We start from the raw sequence: 24,121 nt of genomic DNA, 5'->3' as shown, positions 1-24,121 counted from the left end.
TGGTTACAGATGACCGGCACGAGAACGATCTTATGCTTCGGAGATTCAAATACATGGGGAGCCGATCCGCAGAATCGAGGAGTTCGGTTTCCGGCGGATGTTCGGTGGACGGGCGTACTGCGTAAGGAACTGGGAGACGGTTACGACATTGTCGAGGAAGGCTTGCCCGGGAGGACGACAGTGTGGACGGATCCGATTGATGGAATCATGAGTGGAAAAGAGTACTTGCCGTCCTGCCTGCTGTCTCACAGGCCGCTTGATCTTGTCGTGATCATGCTCGGAACGAATGATTTGAAAGAGCGGTTTTCCGTCTCGGCGCTGGATATCGCGATGAGCACCCTGTCGCTTGCCGGACTCGTAAAAACGACTTTTTCAAGGCCGGGGATTACGATAGTCCCTCAGGTTCTAATTCTAGTTCCGCCGCCAATCAAGGAAACTGGATTATTCGCAGGCATGTTCAAGGGCGGGGAAGAGAAGTCCAAACAATTGGGCGAGGCATTCGCAATGCTTAGTCCGTATACCGACGCTTCTATTATGGATGCTTCGACCGTGATCGTTTCCAGTGATGCAGACGGCATTCATTTCGAAGCGGAACAACACCGGAAGCTCGGAAGTGCCGTTGCGGAAAAAATAAAAAGTATGATGGTGGAGTCCTAACAATGAACATTCCTTTGTGGCACGACCAACCCGCATTGCAGGGATTCAACGAAGGTTGTCCCAGCTTAACACCGTACTTGCTGGAAGGGGAAGGACCGTTTCCTGCCGTCATCGTTTGTCCTGGCGGAGGCTATACGCATCGGGCTGGTCATGAAGGCGAGCCTGTCGCCAAGTGGTTGAACGCGATCGGCATTTCGGCTTTTGTCCTTCATTATAGGGTTTCTCCGGCACAATATCCGAGCCAGCTTCATGATGCTCAGCGGGCCATACGAACGATCAGGCACAGAGGGACGGAATGGAATATTGATCCCGAGCGAATCGGAATGCTGGGATTTTCAGCAGGAGGCCATCTTGTTTCGATGGCAGGTACACGTTTTGACAACGGCAATCCGCAAGCCAATGATCCGATCGAGCGATACAGCAGCCGTCCCGATGCGCTCGTGCTCTGTTATCCTCTCATTACGATGGGCGAATTTACGAATGCATCGTGCAAGTCGGTATTGATGGGGGAGCGGCAGAACGACCGTGCTCTGATCGAGCTGTTATCAAGTGAAAAGCAAGTAACGGAGGAAACGCCGCCGACTTTTATGTGGATCACGGCAGACGATCCGGTCGTTCAGGCTGAGAATTGTTTAATGTTCGCGGCAGCGCTCAGGAAGTTTAGGGTTTCTTTCGAAATGCATCTTTTTGAAAGTGGCCCTCATGGACTCGGACTGGCCAGTGGCGATCGGGAAGCGCAAGCATGGACAACGCTGTGCGAGGCATGGTTGAAATCCAGGAATTTCCTTCTTGTGGAACGAGTGATTGACGAGTATACAAAAGTAGGCCAGTTGCTGGCCGATGATTGCAGCAGTGCCGTATTGGAGCGGTATCTTCCGGATCTTTTGGCATCGCCGAAGATCGACTATATCAAAGCGTTTTCGTTGAAGTCGCTGTTCAATTTTTCCGATCCGATGTTTACGGACGAGAAAATGGCGGCCATCTTAAAAGACTTGAAATCGGGGAGGGGACAATATTGACTGTCGCTGCTGCTAATGTTTGGCAACTTGGTCATTGGGATTTGTTCGTACGCATGGTCCTCGCCGCTGTTTTGGGCGGATTGGTCGGCATCGAGCGGGAGTGGAACAACCATGCGGCAGGGTTCCGCACCCATATTCTCGTCTGTCTCGGCTCGACCACCATTATGCTGCTTTCGATTTACGGATTCTCCGACTTTGTTGACGAATCCAACGTCCGGGTTGACCCTGCCCGTCTAGCCGCTCAGGTGATCAGCGGAATCGGCTTTTTGGGTGCGGGCGCGATTCTGCGCAACGGGTCTGTCATCAAAGGGCTCACGACGGCGGCTTCGGTTTGGGTTGTGGCGGCAATCGGCCTTTGCGTCGGAGCGGGGTTTTTGTTTGTCGCATTTCTGTGTACGTTTTTCGTCATCATCAGTCTATATGTGCTGAACAAGTGGGAGAAACATTTGATGCGCCACCGCAAAAATGTTGAGGTCAAGTGTACGATTATCGATATACCAGGCGTTCTTGGGAAGGTTGCTTCCAAATTGGGCGAACAAGGGATCCAAATCGCAAACGTCAAAATGATGCCGGATGAACATGCGCCGCCTGAGGCTGGGGGTATGCCTACGATGCAACTCTGCTTCACGGTCAAAAATCATCAAGAAGAAAATATCGTCCAAGCGCTGGAAGAAATTAAGGCACTGGACATGGTGCTGTGGACGGAATCCAGTTATTTGCCTACTTTGAAACCGGCTATTCCGGTAACCGGAAAAAATTCGACGAATCTATGAATAAATAAGATTTAGACGCAAAAGGAGCCGTTGTTTATGAGAACCAGAGAAAATTTTGATCGAAATTGGATGTTTCATGTCGGTGAGGTAGGGAAAATTGTCAAGACGGTAAAAAAAGCCGGCATGATCGCCGGGCTGACGAATGCGCTGGGGGAAGAGAGACATGAGCCATTTGCGATGGGCGAAGCTGCACGTATCATCCAGAACATCGCTCGAGAATATCTGGGAGATCCGAACTTCGATCTTACCCAAATGTACGGCTCGGATACGCCCAAGGATAAGATCACAGGCTGGGTGGGTGTTAATCTGCCGCATGATTGGCGGTTGGAACAGCCGTACAACCCGGAACGCGGTGGCGCGTTTCAAGGTTATCTGCCTAATGGAGTGGGCTATTACCGCAAAGTATTTCAAATTCCACAGGAGGATGAAGGCAAGAAAATCATCATCGAATTTGACGGTGTGATGCGGAGCAGTTCGGTTTGGGTGAATGGATGCTTCGTCGGTGACCATCTCAGCGGTTATACCAGCTTTCATTATGACATCACGGACCTGCTGAAATATGGGGATGAGGAAGGGGATAATGTTATCCTCGTCCGAACGGATACGACCGGCGGAGATGAAGGCTGGTGGTACGAAGGCGGGGGCATTTACCGTCATGTCTGGTTAACTAAACATGATTACCTGCATGTGGACCGCTGGGGAACCTTCGTCAGAACTGAGCAAGTTGACAATGAAATGGCCGCGGTTACGGTCGAAACGACGGTGAGCAACGAATATCCGCAGAAGATGAAGTACGGAATCCGAACGAGTATTCTGAATCCGGCTGGGGAACTCGTTGCTATCACGGAAACCGACTGCGAAACGCCCGGAATCGACAAGCAAACAGTTCTTCAATCGGTTCAAGTGGCGAAGCCGCTGCTCTGGTCGCAGGACACGCCTCATCTGTATGAGGCCGTAACTGAACTGCTGCACGAAGGGCAAATTGTCGACACGTATCGGACCGTTTTCGGCATCCGTACGGTGGAATACCGTCAGGATGGATTATACCTTAATGGTAAGTACGTACAAGTGAAAGGTACTTGCAATCACCAGGATTTCGCCGGCGTGGGCATCGCGCTGCCGGACCGCGTGCATGAATATAAAATCAAACGCCTGCTGGAAATGGGCTGTAACGCTTACCGTTGTGCCCATCATCCGCCGGCCCCGGAGCTGCTCGATGCTTGTGACAGACTCGGGATGCTGGTTATGAACGAGAACCGGATCACGGAGAGTACAGAGATCAAGCTCGATGATCTGAAATCCATGTTGTACCGTGACCGCAACCATCCAAGTATCTTTATGTGGAGCCTCGGTAATGAAGAAAAGATCAGCGGCAGTTATCAAGCCAATCGGATGCTGAAGCGCACTAAGGATTTGGCGAAACGAATCGATCCCACCCGTCCTGTTACGGCAGCCAATCTAAGTCAGAAAGGTATGGACGTCGAGGTTAATGGCGTTAATTACGGTGAGTCCGTAAAAATAGGTCAATCGATCGGTGAATGGTTTCAATCCCATCCCGAAGCCAAAGTGCTGAATACGGAAAATGTCTCTTTCTTCTCGGCAAGAGGCGTCTATGAGGATGATCCGGAAGGCGGGCGCTGCTCCAGCTACGGCTCGAGATATAATATGCAAGGCAAGGAGATGGATGTAGGTAATCTGGGCGGAGCGGGCGGTACGTCAACGCCTGAACGAAGCTGGCGTTATTTCTTAGAAAACCGTTTTTCGGGCGGATTGTTCATATGGACGGGTTTCGATTATCGCGGGGAGACGACGCCATTCCAGTGGCCGTCTGTGCTATCGCATTTCGGCATCCTGGATTATTGCGGATTTGCCAAGGACTCGTACTATTTCTATCAATCGATCTGGAAGGACGAGCCTATCGTCCATCTTATGCCGCACTGGAACTGGCCGGACCGGCTTGGACAGCAGGTGGAAGTCCGCGTATATACCAACTGCAGCGTGGTGGAGCTGGTACTGAACGGCCAAAGCTTGGGCAAGAAGCAAGCGGATGCTGAAGCGGGCGAGCACACATTATCGTGGCAGGTAGCCTATGAACCCGGTGTTCTCGAGGCCATCGCTTATCGGGATGGCGTGGTGGTAGCAACAGAACGGAAAGAAACTACTACGGACGAATACTCTATCCACTTGGAGGCTAACCTGTCGGAACTGCTCGCCGATGGCCAGGACGTATCGATGGTTACAGTTTCGGTAAAGGATCAATCGGGACGGGTAGTGCCTATTGCCAATAATCGGATCCAGTTCCATGTTACAGGTGAGGGCAAGCTGCTTGGTCTGGGAAATGGAGATCCGGGATGTCATGAGCCAGATCGAGGTGATGCGAGAAGCCTGTTCAATGGCTACGCCTTGGCATTGATTCAGTCACTGGATGAGGCAGGAGAGATACGCATTGAGGCGTCTTCGGAAGGGTTAGTATCGGCCGTATTGACCCTTCAATCCCGGAAAGACCTAACGAATTGAACGATCAGTGATTATTAAAAAAGCCTTCCCCCTCTGTTCTTAAGCCATATCGAGAAGAGGGGGGGATTTTTATGGTGATGAGATTGAATAATAAATATTCCGCTAAAGAGGTGCAGTTATGTCAATAAGCCAATTTGCCGCATATCCCGCCAATCGGGTCATTCCCTTCGAAGGCGTACATAATTTCCGAGATATGGGAGGCTATCAAACGTCCGATGGCCGCAAAGTAAAATACGGCCTTTTCTTTCGTTCCGATCACTTGACCGGTTTAACGGAGCAGGATTTAACATTCTTGCAAACGTTGAATATCAAAACGGTTTTCGATTACCGCGGCGATCATGAATCGCGCATAATGCCGGATCCGGTTCTCCCTAATGCAAAAAATATACGGATACCGGCGAACACTGAGGATCAGCATGAGAAAATGAATTTGCCGGCCGCTCCTGAAGGGGAGGAACAGCAAGGTCATATTCTGAAAGAATTGGTTAAAAACGACTTCTTCAAAAGTTTCCAAGCGGAAACCTACATGACGGAATTGTATACGAAACTTCCGATTAACAATCATTCGTTCAAACGATTAATGGAAACGATCCAGGATCCGGATCAATTGGGGCTACTGCATCATTGTACGTCGGGCAAAGACCGAACCGGGATCGGAGCCGCTCTCATCTTACTTGCGCTGGGTGTCTCCGAACAAACGGTCATGGAAGACTATCTCTTAAGTAATGAGACGCTGAAATCGTTCAACAGGAAACTTCTGAAACAGTTGGCTGAACATGCGGACGAAGCAGTTTTGCAAAATTTGAACCATATACTCACGGTTAACGAAGCGTTCTTGTCAGCCACTTTGGGGTCTATCAAGAATACGTATGGAGGTTATGATGCTTATTTTTCTGAAGAATTCGGCTTAACAAAGTCGAGACGGGAAGATTTGCAGAGCATGTGTTTGGAATAAAGAGGAAAACAATCGTGGTAAATTTGGCGGCAAATCCGTTTTTTTGCAGGAAGAGGATATTCATTGGGTCCGAGAAACGCTGGCTGCGATGGATGTGAGGAAAAGTCGGACAGCTGCTTTGTACGATCGGGATGACGAATGATCGCGAGCAACTGAAAACGTTAGTCGAATCGATAAAGTCGGGAGGCCGGGGCGGGAATCGCGATCGTACCGATTATCATAATCTTCATTCTATTCCAGCGTTATTTTGTGGAAGGAATCGCGGGCTCGGTAAAGGGATAACGACATTGAATATGTGGAGGGATTCGATTTGAAAGACCGAATCAAGCAATTGATCAGCCAACTGACTCTGGAGGAAAAAGCCGGATTATGCTCGGGCCTGGATTTCTGGCATACAAAAGGCGTTGAACGGCTGGGGATCCCGTCCATTATGCTTACCGACGGACCTCATGGTCTTCGCAAACAAAAAGGCGATTCCGATCATTTGGGTATTATGGATAGCGTGCCGTCTACATGCTTCCCTTCCGGTGCAGGATTAGCCTGTTCATGGGATCGGGATTTGATCCGTAAGGTCGGCGAGGCGCTTGGCGTCGAATGCCAAGCGGAGGATGTCGGGATTTTGCTTGGGCCGGCTGCCAATATCAAACGTTCCCCGTTATGCGGCAGAAATTTTGAATACTTTTCAGAGGACCCTTATTTGTCAACCGAGATGGCGGCGAATCATATCGCAGGCGTTCAAAGTCAAGGCGTAGGAACGTCGCTCAAGCATTATGCCGTCAATAACCAAGAGCACCGAAGAATGTCCGTGGATGCGGTTGTAGACGAACGAACCCTTCGTGAAATTTATTTGTCCAGCTTTGAGGGTGCTGTTAAACAGGCTCAGCCTTGGACCGTCATGTGCGCATACAACAAGGTGAACGGAGAGTATTGCTCCGAGAACAAGTACTTGTTGAACGATATTTTGAAGGAAGAATGGGGATTGGAAGGGTTCGTCGTTTCGGATTGGGGCGCCGTGGATGAAAGGGTTCCTGGTTTGATCGCCGGTCTGGAATTGGAGATGCCTTCAAGCAACGGAGCGGGCGATCGTAAAATAGTCGAGACTGTACGGAACGGGAGCATTTCCGAGGATATAGTCGACAAAGCGGTAGAACGCATATTAACTGTGGTTTTTAAGGCGGCGGAGAATAAGAAGGCTGTGATCTTCAACCAGGAGGAGCATCATCAATTAGCGAGAGAAGCGGCCAGAGAAAGCATGGTGCTTCTAAAAAATGAACAGCGCATTCTGCCTTTGTCCAAAGACGCCGCTATCAGCGTGATCGGAGCTTTTGCGCAGCAGCCCAGATACCAGGGGGGGGGGAAGCTCCCACATAAAGCCGACGAAACTGGATAACATCTATGAAGAAATGACCAAGAAAGTAGCCGGTCAGGCCCAAATGTCTTATGCGAAGGGCTATAACCTGGAGAACGACGAGATCGATGAACAGCTTGTAAAAGATGCCGTAGAAGCTGCCGGGAAATCGCAGGTGACCGTTATTTTCGCAGGGTTGCCCGATCGCTATGAATCCGAAGGCTATGACAGGGAGCATCTGAGAATCCCGGTTAATCAAACGCAGTTGATTCATGCAGTCGCCGAGGTTCAGCCGCATATTGTTGTCGTATTAAGCAACGGAGCTCCGATTGAAATGCCTTGGATCGATAAGGTGCAAGGCGTGCTGGAAGGTTATCTGGGAGGACAAGCGCTTGGCGGAGCGATCGCTGATTTGCTGTTCGGCGATGCGAATCCGTGCGGGAAGCTTGCCGAAACATTTCCGCAAAAGTTGTCGCATAACCCGTCCTACCTGAACTTCCCGGGTGAAGGAGATACGGTCGAATATAGCGAGGGCTTGTTCGTAGGCTATCGGTATTACGATAAAAAAGAGATCGAACCGTTGTTTCCGTTCGGTCACGGGCTAAGCTATACAACGTTCGAGTACTCTGATTTGAAGCTGGATCGCAAAGCTATGCTGGATACGGATCAGCTTCAGGTGAGCCTGAAGGTGAAAAATGCAGGTGACGTAGCCGGGAAAGAAATCGTGCAGCTCTATGTGAGGGACGTTGAAAGCACGGTTAGCAAAGCATTTAAAGAGCTTAAAGGCTTTAGCAAAATCGCTTTGCAGCCCGGTGAAGAGAAGACGGTACGTTTTATCCTCGATAAGCGGGCATTCGCGTATTACAACACGGACATCAGAGATTGGCACGTAGAAAGCGGTGATTACGAAATGATGATCGGGCAATCAGCAGCCGAAATTCGTTTGAAAGAAACCGTACAAATACAATCCACCGTTCTCATTCGAAGAACTTACACGCGAAATACAACGATCGGAGATTTACTGGCGGATCCTTATGCTGCAGATATCGCACAACAAATTTTACGGGGATTCAAAGGAAATCCTTTGTTCAGTGCTGCGAACGACGAAGGTACATCGGAGATGTTCGCCGCCATACTGAAATTCATGCCTTTGCGTGCCGCCGCAGCCTTTAGCCAGGGAGCATTTACGGAAGAAATGCTAAATAATATGGTTGAACGGCTGAATGGAACCGGATCAGATATGTAAAAGGAGAGTTAACAGGTATGAGAGCATTCATGCTTATGTTCGATTCGTTGAATAAAAATATGCTTTCGAATTACGGATGCGATTGGATCAAAGCACCCAACTTTGAAAGGCTCTCGGAAAGAATGGTCGCGTTCGACAGGTGTTATGCAGGCAGCTTGCCCTATTCGGCGCGCGTGCTCCAATGTTAATAGGATTCCTGAAAATGACATGATATGTCGAATGACTAAATGCTGTCAGAATCAAGCTCGCTACATTAGCGGGCTTTTTACTTATCGGATCAAGTTCTCCGTCATGATCAATCATTGGCTGGGAAAATTGTTGGATGTCATGGATAGGAACAACCTATGGGATGACACGCTTCTTATTATGACAACCGATCATGGATTTCTGTTAGGCGAGCATAAGTTGACTGGGAAAAATATTATGCATACCTATAACGAAATTGCCCATCCTCTGCTCATGATCCATCTGCCGGGGACTGATCCCGACTCCAACAGGATTTCGGCCATCACACAAAAACATCGACTTGATGCCGACGATCCTTGGCTATTTTAGCATCGATAATCCTCAGACGGTTAGAGGGAGGTCCTAACTGCCGCTTATTTAAGGAAGCGAAACTAAAATACGGGATTACGCGCTTTACGGCATGTTCGGTACGACCGTGAAAATGACGGACGGGACCTACACCTACTTGCGGGCGCCAATCCGGGAAGATAATCACCCGTGCCATATGTACACCGCCATGCCCACAACTCTCGGTACTTGCATCGGCAATCAAATGCCGGAACGCATTCAGGCCGGTCGTTACTTGCCCTACACGGCTTATCCTGTATTTAAAATTCCGATCAGCCAGCCCGGCGTTCTATGGGCAGCTTTCTCTACTCTATCATATCAATCCGATTACGGTCTGTTGGCACCCATTGAGGACGAGGCACTGATTGCATCCTATACGGAATTGTTGATTCAAGCGTTGGAACGCGAACAGGCACCGGAAGAGTAGTATGTACGATTGGGATTGCCGGTTACGGCTTCGCGGAAGCGTCGGCGCTTGAGCAGGTACGGCGAACGAAGCTGCCCGTGCTGTTCATTCACGGAGATGCCGACACGTTCGTGCCGTTCGAGATGGCCGGCGAGCTTTACGATGCCGCCGGCGGCGAGAAGGAGCTGTTCGTCGTCCCGCAGGCCCGCCACGGCAAAGCGTACCAAACGGATCCGACCGGATACGAAAGCCGCGTCACCGCATTTATCGCGAAGTATATTCGGACGTAGCCTGCTCATCGCAAACCAAAAGGCCACTTGGCGTCATTGACTCCAGGTGGCCTTTCTTTCCGTTTACCCGCGAATGACAGATACGGTATTTTCCACTTGATTCACCATAAACACAGCCGTTGCGCTCATTGTTGGGTAATCTGGGGGTCAGTAAGGAATATGAAGTATTTTCTTTGAGCAGCTATCACTTACAAGACTTTTTGATCATGGAATTAACAAGGTATCAGGAGGTGAAAAGCAATGGGTATTGAAAAAAGTAAATTCATTAAAGTTACAATTTTTGTTTTATTTTTAAGCTGTTTCTCAGTATTAATATCGTTCATTCTATCATTTTTTATTGGATCCGCTATATTTTCTAATAATTTTAGCAACCCATATATTGGTGCAGTTCTTTATTACTTTTGGTGTGCTCTCCCAATCGTTTTGATTATGCCTTCTATGTTTTACCAAAGATTAAAGGCAGGGAATATTGGAAGAATATTCATAATATCCATCGTAAGTGGCACTCTGTTTTCTTTTTTCTCGTTAATTGTAATTCATCTGTACTTGGACAATATGGAAAATTTTCCGTTAATTCAAACCTCTAGGATCGGATACGCAGTTAAATTTGATAATTTAAGTTTATATTTTCTTGGCGTATTATTTTCAGCTAGTATTCTCTTAATAGGATTATTTTCAAGATTTAAATATAGAAAAGTATGAACATATACTTCCATTTAAGCAGTAAACCCTGTTGTTAATAAGAGACGATAACTCAATAAACCTTTAAGCTAACGGGAGACAATAGCGTAATAAGTATAGCAACTAAAAGGGAGCCGCCGAGGTAGCTCCTTCGCCTTTTTCGCCGTTATGACCGTTAAGGTGAACCTTACCATAAAAAATTTGTTGGGGAAAGTGCGGGAGTGTTGATGAGAGTGTGAGTCTATCCCCTCATGGAATACCCGTACCTAGATACTTTTCTGCATAACGCATAAAAATATCGGCTGCCGGCGAGAGATAACGTCCCTCGAAGGAAAAGACGGCCACCGAACGAGATAGAGGAAGGTCCAGTGGGATAATCGAAATAGATGGCCCTGGCGTCTCTGCCATCAGCCTAGGGAGTATCGAAATCCCGAGGCCTTCTGCCACCAGTATCCGCGGAGAAGCGCATTCGTAGGTAATGATTGGCTCAAAACCCTCTCTGATGCACGCCGCATATACAAGTGAGCGTAATCTCGATCCCTCTTTAAAAGATACAAACGATTCTTCCCTTAATTCCCGGATAGAAACCGCTTTATGTTTCTCCAATGGATGACCCTTAGCAACGGCAAGAACTAACTCGTCATTATACAGCGATTTCGCACAAATTCCAGACGGAGGATTTGAATCTTCCAACTGTGGAAAATATTTATCATCCCATTCATGTGCAAGAGCGAGATCCAATTCGCCCTTCTTAAGTGCCTCAAGAAGCGATCTGGTTGTATTCTCCCTTATAAATACTTTAATCCCCGGATACTCAATCCCGAAGGTTGCCAGCATTCGCGGTAGTCTGGTTTGCACTACGGATTCTAGCGCACCTACAGTTACCTTCCCTCTTAGCTGGTTATTGAATCCTTTGGCGGAATCTTTGGCCCGTTCCGCCTCAGCTAATGTTTTTTCTGCACCAATAAAAAATATCTTTCCTGCCTCAGTAAGCGCTACACCGCGGGCAGAGCGGTTAAACAGCCTTACACTAAGTTCTCGTTCCAGGTTTCTGATTTGCTGCGAGAGCGCCGGTTGGGCGACTTTCAGCCGTTCAGCCGCTCGTGTAAAATTGTTCAATCTCGCGACTTCAACGAAGTAAGTTAATTGTCTAAACTCCATATTTCCGAGATCACCTAATTCTCAAGATATAAGTAAATCATATTGCTACAATAACATATATGTCTTTTTCTTATCAATTTAACTGTAGTAAAGTAATCATCAACAAAAGCACAGTTTGGTTTTCTTGGGAATGGAGGTTAATAGATGAAGCCGGCAATCATGAAAAAATTTTAAAAGTCGCGTAGTTCATAGGTTTTTTCTTTTCTTTTAAAACAGTAAGCATTTAAAAATCCTCCGTTTTCCTTATTGTTTTGAAGCATCTGATAATTATATAGAAATTTTGTTATAAAAAAAGAAAATAATTAAGAATAGTAAACTCGTAAAGATGCGCTAAACTAGGGAATTGGTATCGTTTCCCAAAAAAAAGGTGAGAGGGGCTGTTTACAAATGAAAATAGCTATCATTTGCTTTGATGATTTTACGGATCTTGATGTGTTCCTGCCTTGGGATTTGTTGAATAGAGTGCGATTGGTCGGTGGTATCACCGATTGGGAAGTAAAGCTGCTGGGGACCGCATCTTCGCATGTATCTATGGCGGGATTAAGAATCCCCATGCATGGGATGGTTGAGGAGGCGAATACATTGGATGCCGTCCTGTTCGCAAGCGGAAGAGGGGTGCAACCCTTGTTCAAGGACCCGGCTTATCTAAGCCGATTGCAACTTTCTCCGGATCGGCAATTGATCGGATCCATGTGTTCGGGAGCTTTGTTCTTGGGAACTTTGGGTTATTTGACAGGAAAGAGGGCTACCACTTATCCGACTGCGGCCGGACAGTTAGCCGCGTTTGGCGTAGAGGTCGTTAACGAGAGCTTTGTAAATATCGGTAACATCAGCACGGCCGCCGGGTGTTTGGCCGGACAAGATTTGTCCGCTTGGGTGATTGATTCTTTGATGGGGAATGAAATGACCCAGCGTGTTCTGGAGACGGTTCAGCCTGTCGGCAAGGGGCTTGAGATTGCTTTGTAATTATGAAATTAAGGTTTTAAGAGTAACCGCCAATCGGCGGTTATTCTTATTTTTAAATTGCGGTTGGGTATGGATATAAGGGGTATGGATATATGTTCTTGTCCAACGATGTCGGGTGACAAGAACATTCCTGAAATCGATAATAATATTATGACATTCCCGACGGACCGCGCTAAGACATGGATGGATATAGAGGAGCTAAATAACACGCCGGCGTGGAACGGTAGCCGCGTTACACTCCCTCGGTAAAAGTTAGATAAATATGAATACCGCGGCAGCCGATTAAAATGATTAGCTGCTATTCGTTGAACTAAAGGGCAGTAGAGCGTGGTGGGATGAGGCAATTTATTATCGCACACGCATGCGTTCGAAGCATTGCACATGGTTTGTACTATCAAAACGCAAGAGAGAGGGAACGCCGTCTGGCGCAACGGGCCGTGAATGGGGAGCGGAATTGGCCAGGTAAATTCTCCCTATGGTATTTCCGTCCAGGAACGTTCGAAAATCCCGGACCATGTCCGCCAACTTGGTATAATCAGCCGCTCGTAGGACGATGGAAGAAGGGCTGTTTCTATGAACCGACGGCGAAAGAATGTGAAAATGTATATAATACTTTTTAAATTTATAAACGTGAAGAGCTCATGATCTCTTAACCCCGCGGGGTCCGCACATATATTTTCGTTGTCAATAAAGGAGTAGGCAAAGATGTATTGAAATTAACAGTCCGTTCTATCAATTCTCAGCGATCGTGGCCGTTCAACAAGACCGATTTTGTTGTTTAGGGGACACTACTTACGAGATGTCTTAGTCGATATAGGACGGGACAGCATAATGGCTCAAAAAATACAGCGCCTGCGCGTCGAAAGTTCGAGACGTATAGGCGCTGTTTTCTAGTTAAAGGAATTAAACTACATTCAACTTAGCTTTTCTTTTATTACGGATTAAGTAAAGAATAAAAAGTAATGGTATGTAGGTGAAAACAAAATAAATTCCAATATTAATAGTGAAGTTTCCTAGCGCATCAATCTTCAATTTTTCGTTGAATTGAACAACAACTATGAAGAATATCGTTAATATCAAGATTAAGGATATTCGGGGTTTGAGATTCGTGACTCTCTTCAAAATTCTCGTGCAACTCCAGATTGAAATGCAAACTGATGAAATAAACATGATAAGCCAACAAATAATAAATATAAATTCGATTCTTTCCATGAATTGAAACTGAATAATTTTGGTTATGCCTAAAAGGGGATAGAGCGTGTTTTTTAGCAGGCCCTGACTGTAAAACAGCAGGATGGAAATGTTTAATACAACGAATTGAAGAGTATTACTTAACAAGCCTAAATGAGCCCATTTCGCTTGCTTTTCAACTGCTTTAATAAAAGGAAAGTAAACGAGAAGCGCTTCGAAACCAATAAAGATGCCGCAAGAAGCTTTAGAAGCCTTGAGCAGCTCAGGAGCGGAATGATTCCATACTGGCATTAAATAATTGAGGTTTCCAAATTCAATCGGGAAATAAATCAGGGGTAATAATAGGAAGGCAGTTACCGTAGAGAACAAAGCAAATCCGGTTAAAACCCTGAATCCTCCGGAAACAAGATAATAAATCAAACAAATGAATAAGGCGGCCAATTCCCAAGTTCTTATGGTCGGAAATACCCATACCTGTACAATGTCAATATAAGTTAGGAAGACATATAAGGCTGAGATGAAGTAATATCCGATCATTAGTAACGAGAAGGCATTGCCCAAGAAACGCCCGAAAATCATTTGGTGCAAGTCAATGATGTCCTTAGCGGGATTACCCAGCATCTTAAACATCATCCAGATAATTAAATGAAGGCTTAAACCCATGATGAACACGGAGATCCAGGCATCTTGACCCGCGTATGTAAACACGATATTTGAAGAACCTAGACCTCCAATGCCAGACTGTGTAGCAAAGATCAAGAAAAACACGAAAAATCCTGAAATCAAGTAATTCTCCTTCACGCTATTCTGCACCAATGCCAACTCCCGAGTGAGAAATATTAATCTCTGAATTCACTTCAAATTTGATATTAGGGTACGTTTTATTTTTATATTCTAGCTCGTTCCAATTTCTATTCTTGCTTCTGTATATCTCACCAAAACCAATTGGGTCAACAGCATTTATTTGGAATTTTTTCAACATGTCACTAATTTCGCTTGTAAAATGTTGTTCGATGTCATGTTTAAGTTCAAGTAAATCGCTTTTACTGACAGAGCTTATTGTTTTTGGAAGTTCTCTAAGTTGTATATGTAGTTTCAAGGAAATAACTACAGAGTCATTCTGCTCATGCGATATACTTCCTTTTCCATGCAATATCTTAAAATAAATCGGTTTATTTTCTCTTCCCAAAAATTCGTAGGCGCCGGTCATCGTTTTCGATTTATCCTTTAGGAGTTTCAGCATGAGGGCTTCTTTATCGTTCAGTAAAAGGCGTAATTTGTCTTCTTTAAATACACCAACCCCATCCAAGCGAAATAGGCCATTTTTGTCTTGATCCAGTAGAGGTAAATATACATCTTGACCTTCTCCATAATATTGATCAAGCAACAAATGCGCATTTGTCAAAGGTGTATTCCCATTTTTCATGTTTTGATTGATTTGATCTGACAGATAGAATGGGGGATTTTTTAAGGTTTCAGACATAATTGTGCTTACCTCTTGTTTGGTTATAACGATAGTAGCGTTATTACTCATAACAGGATCTCGAAGAAGACTGCTGGCTAGATCTTGAATGCTTTTTCTTGCAAACTTTTCACTAATAACGAGTGACCTTACTTGTCCGCTTACGATGTGTTCATCCGATTGCTTATTGTGAGGGATCCAAATTCCGGAAAATGTTTGCGCTTCTGCGATCATCAATCGCAAACGTTCTTTCTTTTGATATGAAGCGTAAGAGGCGCTTGTCTTAAATGTATCTCCTTGGACGTCAAAACCGAGGCACTGCACAATTTTAATCTGATCTATAATATCTCGTTTTGCACACCCGGATAAAAGGAAGCAAACGAGAAGAATGCTTACATACATTTTCATTCATGCTAGTTCCTTTACTGCGAAGTTTATTCATTATTGTAATCGTCACCGATATCTTTATGCTTTCGGACGGTATATCTTCTAGCAAAGCGTGGACGTAAAAAACCAGGTCGATTCCATGTCAGGCTATAGGGAAGGCGTAAAAATTCTTTAAACCCTTTGGCTCGAAAAGGGAATACCGGAACAAGGTAAGGGGCACCGAAAGATTTCAAACGCAGCAGATGACCCAATAGGAACATTACTCCAATCATTATCCCCAAGCCGCCCCATGCGGCTGACAAGAAGATCATAGGAAATCTGAGGAAGCGTATCGTGTTGGCCATTTTGAAAATCGGCGTTGCGAAAGACGCTAGCGCGGAAAGCGAAACTATAATAATTAAGTTATTGCTCGTTAAGCCGGCTTGAACTGCTGCTTCGCCTAGAACGACACCACCCACGATCCCTAGCGTTTGACCTACTTTAGTGGGAAGCCTGGCTCCAGCCTCGCGTAACAGCTCAACGGTTATCTCCATAAAGAGTACTTCCAAAAAAGGAGGGAAGGGTACGTTTGTTCTTGATTCGATAATTGGACCTAACAGCGCTCTTGGAACGACTGAATAATGAAAGGTAATGACGGAAACGTATATGGGCGATGCAAAAATGGAAAATGTGACCCCCACATAACGAATGAGTCTAAAAAATGACCCCAGGACCCATGGCAAATAAAAGTCTTCTGGCGAGTAAAAAAAATCAAACATGGTGGTCGGTCCTGATATGACATAAGGGGAACCACTGCTTAAAACAGCAACATGCCCATTAATAAGGTTAAACTTCATTCGATCCACCCGTTCGGTCGACATAATTAAAGGGAACGGTGTATTGGAGTTGTCGGACATAATTTGAGCGAGTGTAGAGGTATCAAAGATCACGTCAAAGTCCAAATCCATGAGTCTTTGTCTTACTGTGTTTAGATGCTGAGGATTAACGATCCCATCCATATAGGCGATGACGACTCTTGCTTTGGAAATAGAACCTTTGATTTGTTCCTCAAAAACCAGCTTATCTGAGATAATTTCTTTTCGCAGTAAATTCAAATTGGTATCGAGATCTTCGACGAAAGCCACTTGCGGACCGATTACGCTATATTCGTTTTCGGATAAGTTATTTTTGCGATAGCCCTTTTCTACATCGGCAATATTAATTAATAAGCCTTCATTTAGATTGGTATCCAATTGTATATAGATGAAACCATGAAGAAGACTGAGTGAAATCTCACTTAGGTTTGATGAAAATTTGATACCTTCAATGGGGATGACATTTTTCAGATCGTTTAAATCATGGATTTCTGCGTTTGAGTATTGAATAGCGGTGAATAGATCCCGATGCAGCATTTCGTGATTAATAATGGAATTGTAAAACGACAAATGTAGAAGCATATGTCGGATCGTCATATCGGATTGCATAAAATCATCCGACTTGGAAGCTGCTTGTAACAAAACTAGAATATTTTCCATTTTTCGAATACCGCCCTGTTATAGCTTTGTTCTTATGTTGCTGATTTAGATGGAAAATTATGCACTCTTTATAACCTTTTTCGTAACCGAGATACATACCGTGGGAGTTCCTTTCAGAATCTATCCCGACGATGTGAAAGGCTTAGAAAATAAGGCTTACCCCTTAACTACTTCTATTTTGTTGAGTTGTGGGGAAAAGATTCTGGAGAGTTATTACTTATTCTGAAAAGAATCCGGCACATTACTCAATTTTTCAAGGTGATATCGAAGAGCATCATTGAGCTAACGGAGAAAGTTTGTTCAATAAACACACCAATGGGAGGCTGCCAGTATAATCGGCAACCTCCATTACGTTATCGGGCAGCATTCCTATTATGAGGAATTACGAGATTTGAGAAATAAAAAGACTCCTTGGTATGATGTTTATGGATCCCAGTTGCTGGCCAGCGACAGATCCACTGCACGTGAAAAAAAGTAAAGAATTAGATGACAATTCTCCAACAAAGAATGACATTAAAGATGCGAAAGTGATCGCACAGCTGGTCAAAGACGGGAGATACGCCGTACGGCTGAAGTGCGGCCTCCAGCAGAAGGCTTTTTTCCTTCTATACAGGGACAGTTGTTCCTTTGAACATACCCTTTGAAATGCACTTGAAACAGTACTACGGACTGATTTTATCTTCAAAGACCGAATTCTTTACTGATATTTGTGAAAGAAATCACATTGCTAAGGTTAGAATAATAGCAAGGCGATTATTAATAAAGGAGTATTTTTCGTGAAAACCATTCAAAGCCGTTTATTAATCATGCTGCTTTTGTTTATTATCCTTCCGTATTTTCTGTCCATGCTGTTGATTTATCGGCAAACGAGAGAGAATGTGGAACAGCATGAGCTTGAGAACAGCCGCGAGCAAATTGGGCAGGCGTCCGAAGACCTGGAGCAATACTTTGATGACATCGTTAATCTTCCGTATATTTTATACCGAAATCCCGATTTGTTCATGATTTTCGAAAAAGGCTTCGAAAGTTCCCTATATCTCAACCAGCTTGAAATCTATAAAGGCATGACAACCTTTTATCTGATGAGGAACGAAATTAGGCAGGTTCGGTTATACATCGAGGAAGGAAAAAACTCATTTACGGTTTATAATGCGATGATAAGTGCCCGTAAGCGGCAGCCGGATTTATTGAAACAAGCTTCTATTCAGAAGCTAATAAAGTCTGATTCAAACTTTTTAATCGAACCGCCTCATCAAATTGAAAATTATAACGATACAGCAATTATTCCCCCATCGGATAAAACGATGGTTTTGACGATTCATCACAAAATTTTGGACGCACTTTCGAAAGAATTTCTCGGTATCATCACGATAGACATCAATTTGGACAAATTTGCTCGCATATCTAATCATTTTATTCAAAAAAATAAAGAATCCGTTTTGCTATCCGATTCGGAAGGTCATGTCATCTATGCAAGTGATGAAGCCATGATTGGCAAGGCCGTTCCGGCAGAACTAAAAAAGAAAATCAATCAGTCGGCTGCAGGCGCTCTGTTTTCGAATGGCGATATTATCTTTTCCAGAACGTTGTCGGAACCGTTAAATCAATGGCACTTTGTTAAGATAACCTCAAGCAAATTCTTATTTAGTGACGTGAGGAAAACCGCCTACACGAACATCATCGTCGGTGTCATCGTGGGAGTTCTGGGCGTAATCATGATAGCCATCATATCATACAAAATTACTCGTCCGATCAAGCTGCTTAGCCGAAAAGTGCTGAGCATTGAAGGAGGGAACATGAATGCTCCTTTTGACGATAAGAGGGAGGATGAAATCGGCAATCTGGAGAAGCATATCAAGGAAATGATGAGCCGGATCAATCGTCACATCGACCGTGAGTACAAGCTGGAGATTGAGAACAGGAAGAACCAGCATAGGGCGCTAAAGTCCCAGATTAATCCTCACTTTTTATACAACTCTCTCCAATCCATTGGTGCGGTTGCCCTATTTAGCGAATCTCCGCGAGTATACCAATTGGTAGTCTCCTTATCCAAAATGATGCGGTACGCCATTCGTGTGGATCAACAGGCCACAGTTCGGAGTGAAGTGGATTATGTAAGAGCGTATTTGAACCTTCAAGAGGAGCGTTTTCAAACTGATTTTAGCTATTCCATCGACATACCCGAGGACATTCTTGATATTTCAGTTCCGAGTATGATTTTGCAGCCGCTCGTTGAAAACTTCTTTAAACACTGTTATGAAGAGGGGTTCGAACAAGCCCATTTGCGTATTTACGGTGAAGTGCGAGGTGAATATTTGAATCTGGTTGTGGAAAATAACGGCCGCAGTATGACGAGTGATGAGCTGGCGGCATTAAAAAATAAAATCTACACGCCGGCTTACGAAGGAAACTACTCGCCCCAGCATATCGGCTTGAAAAACATTCATGACCGCTTGGTTCTTAATTATGATCCGACAGCAGGAATCCTACTTGATTCGATGCAGGGACAAGGGTTTTCCGTGAAGCTGGTGATTCCATTCTATCTAAAGGAGGAATGACGTAATGAAAGCTCTTATCGTCGATGATGAGACCAATGTAAGGAAAATTATTCGCTTTATGGGACAGTGGCAGAAACATGGGATTACCGATATTTTGGAAGCCAGAAATGGTGAAGAGGCACAAGCGTTGATTGATCTGGAAAGTCCGGAAATCATCATGACAGACGTGAAAATGCCCAAAAAGAACGGGATTGAGTTGATCGAGTGGTTGGATGCCAATTCCTATCCAGGAAAAGTGATTTTGATTACAGGGTTTGACGACTATTCCTTCATGCGTAAAGCGATTAAGCACGGCAGCTACGATTATTTGTTGAAGCCTATCGAAAATGAAATGCTAAATGAAGCACTTGCGGGAGCGGTAGAAACCTGGAAAAAAGAAGAGGAAGAACGCAGCAATGTAGAGACAGGCGTCTATGAAGAGGCCAAGAAGCTTCTCTTAAACAGGGGAGTTACCGCGGCATGTAACGGGGAACTGTTTGATTCCGACGAAATAGCCATGTCTCTTCCGCAAGCGGACGCATACGATCTTACTTTAATTTATTTTTACCAAACCCATCATTTGGATCCCTACCTCCAGCATTTGACGGATGAGCTGGTTACTCGAGAATGGGGAAATGCCTATGCTCTTCAGAACGACCCTAATGTTTGTGTGATACTTTCTGTTCACGGCCAATTCTTCCCGATAGAGGAATGGATTACCCAACACATTGATATTCCTGTTCGTTTGGTTAGCGGCGAACCAATGACTTCGCTTACAGAACTCCCGCAATCTTTTCAATCTGCCCAAAGGGCATTGGCTGAGCAAAACTTCAGATCCATACATCGTTTGACGGATTTGGATGATGCCAGGCGTATGCATGATATTGTTACTTTTGTAAATGAACATTATATGCAAGAGTTAAGTTTGGACAAACTGTCAACCCGGTTCTTTCTGAGCCGCGAACATATTTCGCGACGATTCAAGCAAGAAATAGGGATGACCCTCTCCAACTACGTTACTCAATTAAGAATAAAACAAGCCAAACAGTGGTTAAGCCAAACGGACGAGAAAATGTACTCGATTGCATTAAAGCTCGGGTACCAGGATGAAACTTACTTTTCGAAATTGTTTAAACGAATTGTTGGCATGACGCCTCTTGAATATCGGAATGAGGAGGGAAAACGGGGAATAACGGAATTGGGATTGCTTCATAAAAGTTGTAAATGTAACGAGGGGGAATCATGATAATCAAGGTTTATCCGTACATTTTAGCCGGATTGCTTACTCTATTGCTTTCTGCATGCGGGGGGGACAATCGTTCGGTAAAAGAAGTGGATACAAAGCGTGCTAATCAGAACATCACTTTGGAGGTGCTTAATCCCAAAGTGGAAATTTCCACGGAGTTCGAGCAGATGGCAAAGGAATACGAGAAGGAAAATCCGAATGTTAAACTGGATATTTTAACCTTTGGCGGAGGGGCAAATTACCTTGCAGAATTGAAAGCAAGATTTGCAGCAAATAAAGGTCCCGATATCTTCCCTAACGGCGGTTACGAAGAAGCGAAGGCATGGAAAAGGTATCTGGAGGATTTATCCGATCAGCCGTGGGTGAAAAATATAGTTGATGAGGCACTTGAGCCGATGAAGATGGACGGGAAAATTTATGGGATGCCTGTAAATTTGGAAGGCTACGGCTTTATCTATAATAAGGATTTATTCACAAAGGCTGGTATCGACACACTGCCAAAAACGCTCTCTGAATTAAAGGCAGCGGCGGAAAAGCTGCATTCCGCTGGTATTACCCCTTTTGCAGTCGGATATTCAGATAGTTGGTTTTTCATTCTCATGTTGAATATTGCTTTTGCCCAGCAGGATGACCCAGACGCTTTTATTCGAGCATTGAACGACGGGACGCAATCCATCGAAGGGAATAAAAAGTTCGAAGATCTGACTCGCATGCTCGATTTGACCGTTCAATATGGAAATAAAGATTATCTGACGACCGACTATAATGCCGAAGTTGCTTTGTTTGCTACCGGCAAAGCGGCGATCCTGAAACAAGGAAATTGGGCTCAAGCAAAGATTGATCAAATAACGCCATATATGAGTATCGGTTTTTTGCCCATTCCGATTAATGATGATGCCAGAAACGATGCCTTGCCGGTGGGCGTATCCAATAACTGGGTTGTAAATAAAGAATCTTCACCGGAGAAAAAGAGAGAAGCCAAGAAATTCTTAAACTGGATGGTTTCATCGGAACAAGGCAAAACGTTTATGAAGGACCAATTCCATTTTATTTCTGCGTTTAAAAATATAGAGACGGACCGTTCAGGACCACTCGTGGACGATATTATTCGTTACACAAAGGAGAAGAAAACGTTGTCCTGGTACTGGTTTAAATTTTCTTCGCGGGCAAAAGATGAGTTCGGCTATGAAATGCAAGCTTATGTAGGCAAACAGCTTAACCGCGATCAATTGCTGCAGGAGCTCCAGAAATCCTGGGAAAAAGCTGAGCAAAAATAATTGACTTTTTAGATTCATAACCCTTTCGCCTCTGATACTTAGTATCAAGGCGGTAAGGGTTATTTTGTGTTGGGAATCGAGTATTCCCGTCTGCAAGAATCAATATAAGCCTGTAAATCTATCAATGTACGACATGTTCTTAACTTTTCCTTTGCCTTAAACTAGTAATTGTGGAGAGAAAAAACATAGAAAAAGGAGTTGTAAGGTAATGAACATCAAAAAATTGGTTAAACGAGCAACAACAGTAAGCTTGACGACAGCAATGCTGGTAGGGGGTGGTGCTCAAGCATTTGCGAAAGAGAAAGACACTATGGATTACAATGAAAATTATGGTTTTTCCCATATTACACGCTCTGACATGCTGAAAATACCTGAACAACAAAAGAGTGCACAATTTCAAGCGCCTCAATTCGATGCATCAACAATAAAAAATCTTTCTTCGGCAAAAGGTTATGATGAGCAGGGCAACTTGATCGATATCGATGTTTGGGATAGCTGGCCGCTGCAAAATGCTGATGGAACAGTAGCAAATTATAATGGCTACAATATCGTTTTTGCTTTAGCAGGAGACCCTAAAAGAGGATGGGACACATTTGTCTACATGTTTTATCAAAAAGTAGGTGATACTTCCATTGATAGCTGGAAAAATGCTGGCAGAGTATTTAAGGATAGCGATAAATTCGTTCCTAACGATCCTTTTCTCAAATATCAAGCAGAAGAATGGTCAGGCTCCGCAACCTTAACATCGGATGGAAAAGTTCGCTTATTCTATACAGATCGTCAGGGTTGGGACCCCAATCACGGGTTCTATGGTAAACAAACTTTAACAACGGCCCAAGTCAATGTATCTCAACCAGATAAAAGTACGCTGAAAATTGATGGCGTTCAGGATCTGAAATCGATTTTTGATGGCGGAGACGGCAAAATCTATCAAAACGTTATGCAAGGAATCGAAGCGGAGAACTATTCAGATAATCATACATTAAGAGACCCTCACTATGTGGAAGACAAAGGTCATAAATACCTTGTTTTCGAAGCCAACACAGGAACGGAAGTTGGTTACCAAGGAGAGGCATCGCTCTTCAATAAAGCTTTCTACGGTGGAAAGAAGCAATTCTTCCAAGATGAAAAAAATAAATTGCTGCAAGGTCCTAAAAAACGTGCTGCTGAGTTAGCGAATGGCGCATTGGGTATTATTGAATTGAACGATGATTATACGTTGAAAAAAGTCATGAAACCGTTAATTGCATCGAATACTGTAACAGATGAAATCGAACGTGCCAACGTATTTAAAATGAATGGCAAATGGTATTTGTTCACAGATTCCAGGGGTTCCAAAATGACGATTGATGGAATCGGCGCGAATGATGTATACATGTTAGGTTATGTGTCCGATTCCTTAACGGGAACATACAAACCGTTAAATGACAGCGGACTTGTATTAAACATGAATCTTGATCCTAAAGATCTTACTTGGACTTATTCTCACTTTGCAGTACCGCAAGCTGACGGTAAAAATGTGGTTATCACAAGTTACATGACCAACAGAGGTTTCTATGCAGACCACAAATCTACCTTTGCGCCGAGTTTCTTGCTGAACATTAATGGTTCGAAGACTTCGGTTGTCAAAGATAGTATCCTTGCACAAGGGCAATTAACGATTGACACGAAGTCGATAAACAAAAAATAATGAAGTATCCACAATAAAGCAAAAGAAAATGCCGATGTAAATCGGCGTTTTCTTTTTTGTAAAAAGGATTAAGCAGCAGCAAGAGAGGAGGTGTCAGCTTGAACGATACAATAAATTATAAGAAAGCAGCAAAACGAACAGGTGTAGTTATGATTTGTTTCATTATTTTGATGACGATAGGGTTAGTGGTACATTATTCAGAAAGCAATAAGAAGAACGAAGCCA

At 44.4% G+C, this 24,121-nt stretch carries 18 protein-coding genes and 2 pseudogenes; 16 read left to right on the top strand and 4 right to left on the bottom strand.

Annotation, left to right across the window (positions count from 1 at the left end):
• Positions 1-9 precede the first annotated feature (9 nt).
• From ASL11_RS23170 to ASL11_RS23125, 9 genes and pseudogenes are all read left to right on the top strand, one after another.
• Positions 10-657 (top strand): SGNH/GDSL hydrolase family protein, encoded by a 648-nt coding sequence (locus ASL11_RS23170; protein WP_056620336.1) that lies wholly within the window; start codon positions 10-12, stop codon positions 655-657.
• Positions 658-692: 35 nt separating this feature from the next.
• The gene (locus ASL11_RS23165; protein WP_235550559.1) at positions 693-1,676 is read left to right on the top strand and encodes an alpha/beta hydrolase; all 984 of its coding nucleotides are present in this window, start codon (positions 693-695) and stop codon (positions 1,674-1,676) included.
• Positions 1,673-2,449, top strand: a complete 777-nt coding sequence (locus ASL11_RS23160) for an MgtC/SapB family protein (protein WP_056620334.1) — start codon at positions 1,673-1,675, stop codon at positions 2,447-2,449. The genes ASL11_RS23165 and ASL11_RS23160 overlap by 4 nt, the downstream gene beginning before the upstream one ends.
• Positions 2,450-2,485: 36 nt before the next feature.
• Positions 2,486-4,966: a beta-galactosidase GalA gene (galA, locus tag ASL11_RS23155; RefSeq protein ID WP_056620333.1), complete on the top strand. Its 2,481-nt coding sequence runs from the start codon at positions 2,486-2,488 to the stop codon at positions 4,964-4,966.
• A gap of 118 nt (positions 4,967-5,084) precedes the next feature.
• Positions 5,085-5,921: a tyrosine-protein phosphatase gene (locus ASL11_RS23150; protein WP_056620332.1), complete on the top strand. Its 837-nt coding sequence runs from the start codon at positions 5,085-5,087 to the stop codon at positions 5,919-5,921.
• A gap of 310 nt (positions 5,922-6,231) precedes the next feature.
• Positions 6,232-8,515, top strand: a pseudogene (locus ASL11_RS23140) (beta-glucosidase).
• 219 nt (positions 8,516-8,734) lie between these two features.
• A complete protein-coding gene (locus ASL11_RS23135) occupies positions 8,735-9,070 on the top strand; it encodes a sulfatase-like hydrolase/transferase (protein ID WP_162261675.1) in 336 nt (111 codons plus the stop codon).
• A gap of 187 nt (positions 9,071-9,257) precedes the next feature.
• Positions 9,258-9,515 (top strand): hypothetical protein, encoded by a 258-nt coding sequence (locus ASL11_RS23130; RefSeq protein WP_157257018.1) that lies wholly within the window; start codon positions 9,258-9,260, stop codon positions 9,513-9,515.
• Complete coding sequence (locus ASL11_RS23125) at positions 9,458-9,784, top strand: alpha/beta hydrolase (RefSeq protein ID WP_327205113.1); 327 nt, start codon at positions 9,458-9,460, stop codon at positions 9,782-9,784. The genes ASL11_RS23130 and ASL11_RS23125 overlap by 58 nt, the downstream gene beginning before the upstream one ends.
• A 930-nt stretch (positions 9,785-10,714) precedes the next feature.
• On the opposite strand, the gene ASL11_RS23115 is transcribed toward ASL11_RS23125, so the two are convergent.
• The gene (locus ASL11_RS23115) at positions 10,715-11,626 is read right to left on the bottom strand and encodes a LysR family transcriptional regulator (RefSeq protein ID WP_056620326.1); all 912 of its coding nucleotides are present in this window, start codon (positions 11,624-11,626) and stop codon (positions 10,715-10,717) included.
• 387 nt (positions 11,627-12,013) lie between these two features.
• On the opposite strand from ASL11_RS23115, the gene ASL11_RS23110 reads away from it, so the two are divergent.
• The 3 genes and pseudogenes from ASL11_RS23110 to ASL11_RS35970 all read left to right on the top strand — a co-directional run.
• A complete protein-coding gene (locus ASL11_RS23110) occupies positions 12,014-12,592 on the top strand; it encodes a DJ-1/PfpI family protein (RefSeq protein WP_056620325.1) in 579 nt (192 codons plus the stop codon).
• 84 nt (positions 12,593-12,676) lie between these two features.
• Positions 12,677-12,841: a hypothetical protein gene (locus ASL11_RS36645; protein WP_157257017.1), complete on the top strand. Its 165-nt coding sequence runs from the start codon at positions 12,677-12,679 to the stop codon at positions 12,839-12,841.
• A gap of 108 nt (positions 12,842-12,949) precedes the next feature.
• Positions 12,950-13,212 (top strand): annotated as a pseudogene (locus ASL11_RS35970) (cell wall hydrolase); the annotation flags it as partial.
• A 283-nt stretch (positions 13,213-13,495) separates the two neighbouring features.
• Here the strand turns inward: ASL11_RS35970 and ASL11_RS23105 are convergent.
• Genes ASL11_RS23105 through ASL11_RS23095 form a run of 3 tightly spaced genes read right to left on the bottom strand, consistent with a single transcriptional unit; the run spans position 13,496 to position 17,146 of the window.
• A complete protein-coding gene (locus ASL11_RS23105; protein ID WP_268796223.1) occupies positions 13,496-14,584 on the bottom strand; it encodes a GerAB/ArcD/ProY family transporter in 1,089 nt (362 codons plus the stop codon).
• A gap of 1 nt (position 14,585) precedes the next feature.
• A complete protein-coding gene (locus ASL11_RS23100) occupies positions 14,586-15,653 on the bottom strand; it encodes a Ger(x)C family spore germination protein (protein ID WP_056620323.1) in 1,068 nt (355 codons plus the stop codon).
• Positions 15,654-15,679: 26 nt separating this feature from the next.
• Positions 15,680-17,146 carry a spore germination protein gene (locus tag ASL11_RS23095; protein WP_056620322.1) on the bottom strand — a complete coding sequence of 489 codons (1,467 nt, stop codon included), beginning with the start codon at positions 17,144-17,146 and terminating at the stop codon, positions 15,680-15,682.
• A gap of 776 nt (positions 17,147-17,922) precedes the next feature.
• Between ASL11_RS23095 and ASL11_RS23085 the strand changes: the two genes are divergently transcribed.
• The 4 genes from ASL11_RS23085 (at position 17,923) to ASL11_RS23070 (ending at position 23,896) form a co-directional block, all read left to right on the top strand.
• A complete protein-coding gene (locus ASL11_RS23085) occupies positions 17,923-19,704 on the top strand; it encodes a cache domain-containing sensor histidine kinase (RefSeq protein WP_056620320.1) in 1,782 nt (593 codons plus the stop codon).
• Positions 19,705-19,708: 4 nt separating this feature from the next.
• On the top strand, positions 19,709-20,929 hold the full coding sequence (locus ASL11_RS23080; protein WP_063795673.1) for a response regulator transcription factor: 1,221 nt from the start codon (positions 19,709-19,711) through the stop codon (positions 20,927-20,929).
• A complete protein-coding gene (locus ASL11_RS23075; RefSeq protein WP_056620319.1) occupies positions 20,926-22,206 on the top strand; it encodes an ABC transporter substrate-binding protein in 1,281 nt (426 codons plus the stop codon). The genes ASL11_RS23080 and ASL11_RS23075 overlap by 4 nt, the downstream gene beginning before the upstream one ends.
• A 208-nt stretch (positions 22,207-22,414) precedes the next feature.
• Positions 22,415-23,896 (top strand): glycoside hydrolase family 68 protein, encoded by a 1,482-nt coding sequence (locus ASL11_RS23070; protein WP_056620318.1) that lies wholly within the window; start codon positions 22,415-22,417, stop codon positions 23,894-23,896.
• Positions 23,897-24,121 lie beyond the last annotated feature (225 nt).

The sequence above is a fragment of the Paenibacillus sp. Soil750 genome (assembly GCF_001428045.1).
GTDB classification, from domain to species: domain Bacteria; phylum Bacillota; class Bacilli; order Paenibacillales; family NBRC-103111; genus Paenibacillus_E; species Paenibacillus_E allorhizoplanae.
Note: the sequence above shows the minus strand (reverse complement) of the source record. Positions and strands in the feature narration are given on the sequence as shown.

Excerpts from the sequence above, each read along its gene's own strand:
- ASL11_RS23070 (WP_056620318.1), top strand. The coding sequence starts at position 22,415 with ATGAACATCAAAAAATTGGTTAAACGAGCAACAACAGTAAGCTTGACG.
- ASL11_RS23115 (WP_056620326.1), bottom strand. The coding sequence starts at position 11,626 with ATGGAGTTTAGACAATTAACTTACTTCGTTGAAGTCGCGAGATTGAAC.
- ASL11_RS23135 (WP_162261675.1), top strand. The coding sequence starts at position 8,735 with ATGACTAAATGCTGTCAGAATCAAGCTCGCTACATTAGCGGGCTTTTT.
- ASL11_RS23100 (WP_056620323.1), bottom strand. The coding sequence starts at position 15,653 with ATGAAAATGTATGTAAGCATTCTTCTCGTTTGCTTCCTTTTATCCGGG.
- ASL11_RS23080 (WP_063795673.1), top strand. The coding sequence starts at position 19,709 with ATGAAAGCTCTTATCGTCGATGATGAGACCAATGTAAGGAAAATTATT.
- ASL11_RS23095 (WP_056620322.1), bottom strand. The coding sequence starts at position 17,146 with ATGGAAAATATTCTAGTTTTGTTACAAGCAGCTTCCAAGTCGGATGAT.
- galA (WP_056620333.1), top strand. The coding sequence starts at position 2,486 with ATGAGAACCAGAGAAAATTTTGATCGAAATTGGATGTTTCATGTCGGT.
- ASL11_RS23075 (WP_056620319.1), top strand. The coding sequence starts at position 20,926 with ATGATAATCAAGGTTTATCCGTACATTTTAGCCGGATTGCTTACTCTA.
- ASL11_RS23110 (WP_056620325.1), top strand. The coding sequence starts at position 12,014 with ATGAAAATAGCTATCATTTGCTTTGATGATTTTACGGATCTTGATGTG.
- ASL11_RS23170 (WP_056620336.1), top strand. The coding sequence starts at position 10 with ATGACCGGCACGAGAACGATCTTATGCTTCGGAGATTCAAATACATGG.
- ASL11_RS36645 (WP_157257017.1), top strand. The coding sequence starts at position 12,677 with ATGGATATATGTTCTTGTCCAACGATGTCGGGTGACAAGAACATTCCT.
- ASL11_RS23150 (WP_056620332.1), top strand. The coding sequence starts at position 5,085 with ATGTCAATAAGCCAATTTGCCGCATATCCCGCCAATCGGGTCATTCCC.
- ASL11_RS23130 (WP_157257018.1), top strand. The coding sequence starts at position 9,258 with ATGCCCACAACTCTCGGTACTTGCATCGGCAATCAAATGCCGGAACGC.